9 protein-coding genes are annotated in these 10133 nt (G+C 40.6%); 3 read left to right on the top strand and 6 right to left on the bottom strand.

Annotated elements, in window-relative coordinates; translation table 11 throughout:
- Positions 1-2216, top strand: a 2216-nt coding sequence (locus ACFE93_RS32505) for a hypothetical protein (RefSeq protein ID WP_375479906.1), incomplete at its 5' end; no start/stop codon positions are given.
- Between the two features lie 33 nt (positions 2217-2249).
- On the opposite strand, the gene ACFE93_RS32510 is transcribed toward ACFE93_RS32505, so the two are convergent.
- The gene (locus ACFE93_RS32510; protein ID WP_375479908.1) at positions 2250-2696 is read right to left on the bottom strand and encodes a molybdopterin-binding protein; all 447 of its coding nucleotides are present in this window, start codon (positions 2694-2696) and stop codon (positions 2250-2252) included.
- A 355-nt stretch (positions 2697-3051) separates the two neighbouring features.
- Between ACFE93_RS32510 and ACFE93_RS32515 the strand changes: the two genes are divergently transcribed.
- Positions 3052-3849 carry a hypothetical protein gene (locus tag ACFE93_RS32515; RefSeq protein WP_375479910.1) on the top strand — a complete coding sequence of 266 codons (798 nt, stop codon included), beginning with the start codon at positions 3052-3054 and terminating at the stop codon, positions 3847-3849.
- A gap of 577 nt (positions 3850-4426) precedes the next feature.
- On the opposite strand, the gene ACFE93_RS32520 is transcribed toward ACFE93_RS32515, so the two are convergent.
- The 3 genes from ACFE93_RS32520 to ACFE93_RS32530 form a co-directional block, all read right to left on the bottom strand.
- Positions 4427-5086: a sugar transferase gene (locus ACFE93_RS32520; protein WP_375479922.1), complete on the bottom strand. Its 660-nt coding sequence runs from the start codon at positions 5084-5086 to the stop codon at positions 4427-4429.
- Positions 5087-5325: 239 nt separating this feature from the next.
- The gene (locus ACFE93_RS32525) at positions 5326-5505 is read right to left on the bottom strand and encodes an STAS domain-containing protein (RefSeq protein WP_375479912.1); all 180 of its coding nucleotides are present in this window, start codon (positions 5503-5505) and stop codon (positions 5326-5328) included.
- A gap of 47 nt (positions 5506-5552) precedes the next feature.
- Complete coding sequence (locus ACFE93_RS32530; protein ID WP_375479914.1) at positions 5553-6368, bottom strand: WecB/TagA/CpsF family glycosyltransferase; 816 nt, start codon at positions 6366-6368, stop codon at positions 5553-5555.
- 975 nt (positions 6369-7343) lie between these two features.
- On the opposite strand from ACFE93_RS32530, the gene ACFE93_RS32535 reads away from it, so the two are divergent.
- Positions 7344-7637, top strand: a complete 294-nt coding sequence (locus tag ACFE93_RS32535; protein WP_375479916.1) for a hypothetical protein — start codon at positions 7344-7346, stop codon at positions 7635-7637.
- Positions 7638-7639: 2 nt separating this feature from the next.
- Here the strand turns inward: ACFE93_RS32535 and ACFE93_RS32540 are convergent, their stop codons facing one another.
- Together ACFE93_RS32540 and ACFE93_RS32545 are read right to left on the bottom strand one after the other, a co-directional pair.
- Entirely contained in the window at positions 7640-8350 is a 711-nt protein-coding gene (locus tag ACFE93_RS32540; RefSeq protein ID WP_375479918.1) for a response regulator, read from the bottom strand.
- Positions 8310-9761, bottom strand: a complete 1452-nt coding sequence (locus ACFE93_RS32545; protein WP_375479920.1) for an ATP-binding protein — start codon at positions 9759-9761, stop codon at positions 8310-8312. The genes ACFE93_RS32540 and ACFE93_RS32545 overlap by 41 nt, the downstream gene beginning before the upstream one ends.
- Positions 9762-10133 lie beyond the last annotated feature (372 nt).

Here is a 10133-nt window from a genome sequence, read left to right on the forward strand (position 1 = left end):
ACGGTATTGCTGCAAATGATTACTCAGGCACGTCAGTCAGCAATGCGGGGGACATCAACAATGATGGTGTTGACGACTTGATTATTGGGGCGCCTTACGCATTTCGCAACGGCATCAATCAAGTTGGGGAAAGCTATGTGGTGTTTGGAGGAAGGAATGTCGGCAGTAGCGGCAGCCTTAACCTTTCTGACTTGAATGGCACTAATGGCTTCACCATCACCGGTATTAATCAAATTGACACCATAGGCGACTCAGTCAGCAATGCGGGGGACATTAACGGTGATGGTATTGACGACCTAATTATTGGGGGAATTGGAGGACTTCCCATAAGCTATGTGGTGTTTGGAGGAAAAAATGTCGGCAGTAGCGGCACCCTTAACCCCTCATCCCTGAATGGCACTAATGGGTTTGTGATTAACTCTGTGGATGACATCAAATCCGAGACCTCAGTCAGCAATGCGGGGGATATTAACAACGATGGCATTGACGACCTGATTATTGGACGATATTTTGCCTCCCCCAACGGCAAGGAGAATGCTGGGCAAAGCTATGTGGTTTTTGGAGGGAAAAATGTCGGCAGTGGCGGCATCCTCAATGTCTCTTCTTTAAACGGTACTAATGGTTTTGCCATTAACGGCATTGCAGCAGGTAATGAATCAGGCTTCTCAGTCAGCAATGCGGGGGACATTAACAACGATGGCATTGACGATCTGATTATAGGAGGATTTCGTGCCCCCGCCAACGGCGTTTTTCAAGCTGGGCAAACCTATGTACTATTTGGAAGGAATAATGTTGGCACTAGCGGCACTTTCAACCTCTCTGACTTGAATGGTACTAATGGCTTTGCTATTAACGGTATTACTGAGAATAGCTTCTCCAGCTCCTCAATTAGCAATGCGGGAGACGTCAACGCTGATGGTATTGACGACCTAACTATAGGTTCTGCTGGGCAAGTCTATGTAGTATTTGGGGGGACTAATGTAGGCAATAGTGGCAACCTCAACCTCTCTGATTTGAATGGCACTAATGGCTTCACCCTTGAGGATATTACTAGAAGTAACGCTGATTTTGGTGCTTCAAGTTATGGAGGTGACATCAACAACGATGGTGTTAACGATCTGATTATAAGCGGAGGCAATAGGCAAAGCTATGTGTTGTTTGGGGGGCCAAATATTGGGGTCGGCACTTTTAACGTGACGGGAACGCCTAGTGCAGATACTCTTGTCGGCTCAGTTAGCAAAAACATCATCGATGGCAAAGCTGGTAACGATACCCTCACAGGCAATGGTAGTCGAGACAAGTTTATTATTCGCCAAGGTGATGACAACGACACCATCACCGATTTTGGTGGCGTAGGTAAAGGTAAAAATCCATCGGCGGCTGTGATTAGTCAAGTGGACACCTTGGAATTTACTGGGAGTGGCTTAACTGCCCAAAATCTGCAATTAACTCAAAACGGCAACAACTTGGAAATCACTTTTGAAAATGTGGCTAATACCAAAGTCACTCTGCAAAACTTTGACTTAGAAAACCTGGATAACGTGCCAGGTTCAGAAGCAACATCTTTTGAAGACGCAAGACCAGCTTTTAGCAATATCCTGTTTGATGGGCAAACTAGCATCATCGACAGTTTTGATGTCTTCGATGCCAATTCCACTGAAACTAGCCTGTTCAACAAGAACACGGTGACATTCCTTAACGATCTCGACAACAGCATGACGGGTTTTGACAACTCTGCTGATGTGGTCAATGGTCAGGGAGGTAATGACACTATCGACGGCAAGAGTGGCAACGACTTGCTGCGGGGTGGTGCTGGTAATGATACTCTCATCGGTGGTGCTGGCGATGATATTCTTATAGGTGGTGGGGGTGCTGACGGATTTCTGTACAACACCAATACTGCTTTTACTAGCGTTGTTGTGGGTATTGATGCGATCGCTGATTTCAAACATTCCCAAGGCGATAAGATTATCCTGGATAAAACTACTTTTAGTGCTATTATTTCAACTCCAGGTACAGGTTTTAGTAATGCCAATGATTTTACAATCACTTCTTCAGGGGCGGCTAGTACGGCGAAAATTATCTACGACGCTGTGAGTGGGCAGTTGTTTTACAATCAAAATGGTAGTGCGGCTGGTTTTGGTAACGGCGGTCTATTTGCAACTCTGACTGGAGCGCCAACTCTGAGTGCATCAGATTTCGTGGTGCAAGCGTAGTATTAATATCTAACACCCAAAATCAACGTATTTCTATTCTCTAGCAATAACAATATCGTTAGATTTAATAACTGCATAAGCTTCTTTTCCCTCAGATAATTCCAACTCTTCTGCAGAAGCTCTGGTAATAATCGAAGTTAATTCTACTTTGTGAATAATCTCCAGAGTAACCTCACTATTAACTGCTCCATAAACAACTCGTTTAACCACACCTTTAAGAATATTGCGAGAGCTAACTTTTAGTGATTTCTTTTGAATACTACTTTCTATATCAGGCTTTTGAGTGTAGTCAATATTTTCCTGTTGTTCCTGCTGAGTTGCTGGTGATATTGATGTTGAGGAATGCTGAGTGAGACTACGCACAAGTTCCCGCAGAATCTCAGTCTTAGTGCGTTGAGACTGTTCGCAGAACTCCTCTAAAATCTTCCGCTCGTCCTCTGAGGTTTGAAATGTAACCCATCCTTGTTCTTTTCTTGGCATAATAATATTATTATCAATTTTGGTTATCTTGGTAAAATTCTACAAAGTATCAATTCGTTACGTAGTCTTAGTAATAACATTTTTTGTCAGAGTTTTCGGCATTTTAATCGCAAATTAATCAATTAATCTCATATAGTAAACTATATATATATTTATTTTTTTCTAGATGCGAAATATTTTGTTACTTGAAATTGTCTAAATCATCAGTAAATTATTACCAACTAAGATGGTATAGCGTGAAGTTTATGGTCTTTGTTGGGATAGCAATGCCTATGCAAGGATAATCTAGCAGAAAATTCCACTGGCGATCGCGTCAGTGCCGTAGGATTATTTAACGTGAGTTCACAGCTGGGGGATGAAACACCTAAAATCACGTTCTCAAGACCTGCGAAGTTTATTTGAGAACAATATCACCATTGAATACGTGGCAGAACCCCTAAAAGCTATGCCTGCTGATGCGGAGGCGAAAGAAGTGCTGCATTGGATGCAAGCACAAAATTTTGATGTTATCGGCGTTGAGACGGGAGATATTGTTAGCGGTTATGTAGAACGCTCTAGTTTGATTCCAGACAAAAAAGGTAAATGTAGCGACTATCAACGGGTGTTTCATCCCAAAGAACTAATTGCCATTTCCACCCCACTGATAAAGTTGCTACCCATTTTGCAACAAACTCCGCGATTATTTGTCTTAGATTGCAATCAGGTCAGTGGTATTGTTACCTGTGGTGATTTGCAGAAAGCACCCGTGCGAATGCTACTGTTTGGCTTAGTAACGCTGCTAGAAATGAATTTGCTGCGGCTGGTGCGAATTTACTATCCCCAAGATTCTTGGCAAAAAGTCCTTAAACCTGAGCGCTTAGAAGTTGCTCAACGACTATGGCGAGAGAGTCAGGAAAGAAACGAAGCCACCGATTTGTTAGATTATTTACAATTCTGTGACAAGCGAGAGTTGATTTTAAATCAACCAGAACTTCTCCAGCAACTAGGACTAAAATCAAAACGGTTTGGCGAACGTTTCCTCAAGTCTGCTGAACAGCTGCGAAACCGATTAGCTCACGCTCAAAATTTAGTTAGTGGCTCCTCTTGGACAGAATTGATTTCTCTAGCAGAAACGATGGAAAAGCTGTTAATTCATTGTGAGGAAGTTGAGTAAATTGGTCAGCGTTCTTTAACACTATTGAACCAGCCGATCGAATCCGCTGCTGTCGATAAATCTAATAGCGCCTCACTTAGCTCGACTTTATCCCAATACAGTTCAGTTAAGTATTTCTTCCTTCTTTTTCTTTCTTCGCGTCCTTTGCGCTCTTCTCTAACGAGACGCTGCGCGAATGCGGTTCATTAAAAAAATAACTTTGACAAAATGCTCTATAAGGATAACCAAATTCTTAATTTTAAATAAAGTCGAGCTTAGAGGATGTTTGAAAAGTTTTGTTGTCGGTATCAAAAGTTTTAACTCCCTTTAAATTTTCTTTAAAAAGGGGGAATTTGATTCCAGTTCGCCCCTTTTTAAGGTGGGTTAAAGGGGATCTAAAAGTGGTTAAAGTCACAAAAAACACTTTTCAAACAACCTCTTAAATCCTCTAATTGAGTCAGAGACAATACTTCAATCTGCAATGTTTACGACGGGCAACTCTTGGAGACGCACTCGCATTCGCCTATGCAATTTTAGAGCAACTGTTGCAAGCTTATTTTTGAGTGCAACTTATAACTTTTTTTCTATTAACTGTACGTTAGCAAGCACCGCTCTTATTTGACACAACTTTTAAAGTTTTGAAGATTAGACTAATATCATAAACGATAGACCACTTACGTTGGTAGTCTAAGTCCATGTGAACAATATCTTCAAAGTCTTTAATACTGGAGCGACCATGAGCCTGCCATTCACCAGTCATACCCGGCTTGACATTCAACCGTTCCCAGTGGTGCTTTGAGTAGTGTATCACTTCATTAGGAGTGGGAGGGCGGGTGCCTACTAGACTCATTTCCCCCAGCAGCACGTTCCAGAACTGAGGAAGTTCATCTATGCTAGTGCGGCGAAGAAACCTTCCGACACAGGTAATGCGAGGGTCATTCTCATTTTTGAATATCCGATCGCTTTGAGCTTCATTCTTAACTAGATACTTAAGTTGGTCAGCTCCAACTGACATCGAACGGAATTTCCAAATTCGGAAGTGACGCCCATTCAAACCACAGCGAATTTGACTGTAAAATATAGAACCTGGGCTATCTAACTTAATCGCGATCGCCACAGGAATTGCTACGAATATTGTAATCGATAGCCCGATAATAGCACCCAAGATGTCGATCATTCGCTTGGCTTTACTGATTACAGAGGGATGAACTGGAAGTTTCACTTTAGGAACAGTATGGGTATCATCTAGAACTTGCATATTAAAAGGATGGGAAGTAAAGGTATTAGACATAGTAATTGCAGTTTCAGCAGGTAAGTTTAGGAACTCGATCGTCTGTACATTTACTTGTTTCAATAACCTGTAAAACCAGGAATAAGATTTTCTAATAGGTTAAGCAAGTAAACATGTCACCAGTCAATCTGTTCTTTAATATATTTGCAATGACGGTAGCGATCAATACTTCATGTTTAAGCATTCAACATCGTTACGATGGCATCCTAATTCTCATAAATTTCAAACACTGAATCCATCTGAGTCAGTTCAAAGATCATCCGAACAGGTGCTTGCAAATTGCAAATTACCGAACTACAGGCACTTGAACGTATAGACGAAACCCCTTTAAGTAAAGCGGTTAAGCCTGAACTATCTATAAAATCTATTTTGACTAGATGAATCACCCAAAGAGTGGTGTTACAAGCAACTTTTAATCAGTCTTGGTGATGAATTAAAAGTTCAAATCGTTTTCAAATCCAGACTTATTTGGTGCAGCTAATGTGATTTGGCTACTTTGTTCTTCACTTTGGCGTCGAGCAAACGCGTAGCTTAGTACTAAACGTAAAAAGATAAAGTTGCCTAGAAGATAGCGCTCCCAAAGTCGATTCGGTTCCATTGCCAGTCGCCACAGCCACTCCATGCCAACAGAGCGAATTAGATAGGGGGCACGGGCTACACGTTCAGCCATAAAATCGAACAGACCCCCTACACCCATACAAGTGATACTGGGCAATTGGCTAGCGTATTGGTTAATCCAAATTTCTTGTAGGGGTACGCCCATTGCCACTAACAGCAGGTGAGGGCGGGCTATCCGAATAGCATTTAATACTTGCTGCGTTTGTGTTTCAGGAAAATAGCCGTCCTGAGTTCCGGCAATTATCAACCCAGAATATGCTTTCTTGAGGTTAGCTGCCGCTTCTTCAGCTACACCCGGCTTACCACCTAGAAAATAGACTGATAAACCTTTTGCTGCCCCTTCTTTGCATAAAGCCGGAACTAAATCAGTGCCATTTAGATTATGCACCAATGGTGTACCCAAGAAAGCGCTACCCCAACGGACTCCGCTCCCATCTGCTAACAATAAATCACTCTGCTCTAATGCTTTTGCCAATGCTGGATTTTTGGCAGCAGTTACCATCGTGTGGGCGTTGGCATAATACACGCGACCACCCTGCCGCTTTAGCAACTGCACCAGTAATAGTTCAATTGCTTCGTATAAAGCCATACGATCAAAATCAGTATCGAGAAAACTAACTCGGTCTGCCATATAATTTAATGCTCGCCATCTGGAGTTGCAAAATAGTAGAATTCAGAGCATTGCCCATATTTTCAGCTCACCGGAAATTTACTGACAGTGTTATACATTAATCGACACAAACAATTATGGCTGCTGGTAAGTGAGGATTACCTGCAACAAAACTGAAATCTTTGATCTGTCAGGGCTTTTGAGATACCTAACTTTTTAATGTGTAAGTACCATAAAAGATTTGATCCGAATTGAGAGTATATTCACAAGGTTGAGTAAAGACCTAGTGAAGCCTTACGTATACTTTCGTACGCAAATACCGATATAAAATACTATCTGATGGCTACTTAAATTATTTTTTATACAGTATCCTAACGAGGAATAAAATTATCCAGCTAACTATCCGTTTGGCTGTAGCGTACAGATAGTCTAAATTTCATAATAAGATAGTAGGCACGATAAAACAAACGTATGTTTAATTTTTTCAAAACTGTAGAATAAGCAATTTATAAGCTATTTGGTAAAATTACATTTCTTCACATAGCTTTGTTTTTTAACGCCGATTGACTGACTACACCACATAAAAAACCAAAAAATCAGAGATTTTAGGACTACAGAAATAAGATAAAAAACAATTATTGCCACGTAGAATTGATGTTGAACACATGATTATGTTGAGTAAAAATATTTCAAGTAGTAAGTAAGAAGTTTTGTTTATCTCGTCATTGCCATAATCAGGTAATAATGGCAGTCTGTGGACTTGTCAGATTGCAATTTAATTGCTTATGCTTTTGATCTGTTAAAGACTTGAGCCTTTCTGGGAAAAAATAAATCTTTATTCTTTCTATTTTTTTGCTCTTAACTGATGATTTAGCTCAACTTATTCGCCCAAAGCCTTATTGTTACGTTCATTCAACGCTGACGATCGCACTTCCTTTGCGATCGCTAAAACCATTGTATAGTAGGAATTTCCCGTTTGAAGATAAGTCAAAATATATGAAAAGACACCGAATTATGGTTGTTGGTAGCAATGTCATGACCGTGCAGCGCGTCAGCAGTCATTGCCTAAAACAAAATGCAGAAGTTTTTCCATATTATTGTATTCCCACGCCTGAAGAGATAACTTTGTTTGAACCTCATGTATTGGTGCTATGTTTGCCCATACCTGAGCGATTCCAACATCAACTACTTCAGCCTTACATTTTGTGGTCAGAACAACTCGTGAATGACATCTCACCACTAGCTACCACTTTTACAGAATTATCTGCCTGTTTACATAAATTCCTTTAAGCTTATATCAACCCTTGGCGTACGGCTAAAGCTGCTGCTTGAACGCGATCGTCAACGCTAAGTTTGTTGAGAACCATACGTACATAAGACTTGACCGTTCCGAGTGAGAGGTAGAGTTGGTTGGCAATTTGCTGGTTTGAGCGCCCTTGTGCAATAAGTTTAAGAATCTCGCGTTCACGATTACTAAGAATAGGTTGCGCTATTACCTGAGATACAGGAACATCGGGAACGACAACGGTTGACCTAAGCATCCGAGCAACTTTTTGAGCTATTAGAGGATCTAAATAAGCACCACCTTGAAGTATCAATTGAATGACGGCGATGAGCTGTTCCCATTCAATGGTTTTAAGACAGTAACCATCAGCACCAGCTGCAAGCATCCCCATGACTTGGATATCGTCGTCGAAGGCACTTAAGGCTAGAACACAAGTAGTCAAACAGTTACTTTTTATGTGCTGGGTGGCTGTAATCCCATCCATAACTGGTAGATCGATATCCATTAAAACTACATCTGGTTGGAGTTGGCTAGCTAATTCAACAGCCTCTCCACCGTCTAATGCCTCTCCAACTATATTAAAACCGGGTTCCAGGCTAAATTGCCCTTTCATCCCTCGGCGGATTAAAGCATGATCGTCAACTAATAGAACCCGCACAGTTTTCTTTTCGTCAATATTAGGTATCATTTTTGGTACATCTGGTTGTATTCTTTTCATCGTTGCAATCAGCTTTATTTATGGCACTTGGGAGAGTAAACCAGAAAGTACTTCCTTCTCCAAGAGAACTTTCAACGCCAATCTTTCCTCGGTGAGCCTCAATAATTTGACGACATAAATACAGACCAAGCCCACTTCTTCCACGATGCCCTCGTCCTTGAATAAAGCGGTGGAACAGCTTTTCCTGAGCTTGCGGTGCAATTCCCGAACCGTAATCACGCACCGAAATCCGCACTTGCTCCTCTTCATAAGGCGTTATCTCAATCAGAATTTCGCCGTTAGGCTTACTTACCCGCATAGCGTTATCAAGTAAATTTTGTAAAACCCTTTGAATTTCTAATTCATCACCATAGACAGTTGGCAGCAATTGAGAAGTTTTACAAACAAAGCCTAACTCACGTGTAGATGTTGCTTTTATCTGACCAATTACTTTAATTAAAATCTTTTCCCAATTCAGGCGATCGCACATTAAACAAGCGCTGCCTGCTTCATAACGGGAGATATCTAAGAGGAGTTCCACAAGCTTAAGCAGATCCTCATTAGCTTCATGGTACTCTTCAAAAACTTCCTTCCAAGTGTCATTGACTGAACCAAAAGCTCCTCTGAGCATACAGTCTAAAGTGTTACGAGTGGCAAGTAAAGGAATACGTAGGTCGTGGGAAAGTGCAGATATCATGTCTTCAAGCTGTTGGTTACGCACTTCAATACTTTGTTGACGGTGACGAGTCTTATCAGCTATCGCGTTAAGAACTCCAGCTAGTTGCCCGATCTCATCTATAGAAGAATGGGAGAGTTGCACTTCCATTTGTCCCGCTTGCCAAAGTTTACAAACTTGTGTCAGTTTGTTTAATGGAAGTTTGACTCGCCAATGCAACAACTGGATATTTAAAATTGCTATTAACAAAATGATTAATGTACTGAAAATGTTTATCGCAGTGTTAACATTGTTCAAGCGCTGTATACGATTTTTGCGAACTCTCAAAAGCATCTCTTCGTGCTGAATGAGTTTCCCAATCTCGTTGTGCAAAGAATCAAATAAAGTGCTTTTTGTCGAAGCAGAATTCCTTACAGAACCAGAAAGCGCTTTTTGCTTCAACTCTCTTTGCCACTGGTTATAGATATATTTAATTTTATTGAGTCGTTTTATTTGAGCAGGGTTGTCTTGTACGAGATTGTACAGATGGTTGAAGCTTTTGTGGAAGGTGGGCTTCTTCTGACGATAATCTATAGGATTAGTTCGTCCCTGACTAGAATTTTCTATAAAACCTTTTTCTTGATTATCGATCACAGCATTGAGTAGACGTTCTCCTTCTCGCCCTACAAATAAAGCATGAGTTACCTGTTCACATGCCTCATGATTTAAGCGTGCTATCAAGAGGTTGAAGGCTTGCTGTCCAGATAAAAACAACACTAGCAGTAAAATACTAGTATGCAGAGGGTTTAAAAAATTACCTTTCCTAGATGAATGAATTAAGAAAGGTATCAAGCTAATAGCTATCACTACCTAATATCTCTACCACCTTAATTAAAGTTACCTAGAATACTACTTAAAACCCTTATACACCAGTATTGAAAAAGCTTTGCTGGTGTTTATCTATGATTCAAAAGCGTTAACTATACATATATTACATATCAATATCCCTCATATTAACAACCCAATTGTATTAAATAATGTCGCAAAAACATACTACTACCTTTTTTACAAAAATTAACATAATACGCAAAAATTAATATAGCGGTTCTCAGTTGGGTGAAATATAGTAACAGCAGTGGGTAAACCATC

This window comes from uncultured Nostoc sp., assembly GCF_964247315.1.
Lineage (GTDB): Bacteria > Cyanobacteriota > Cyanobacteriia > Cyanobacteriales > Nostocaceae > Nostoc.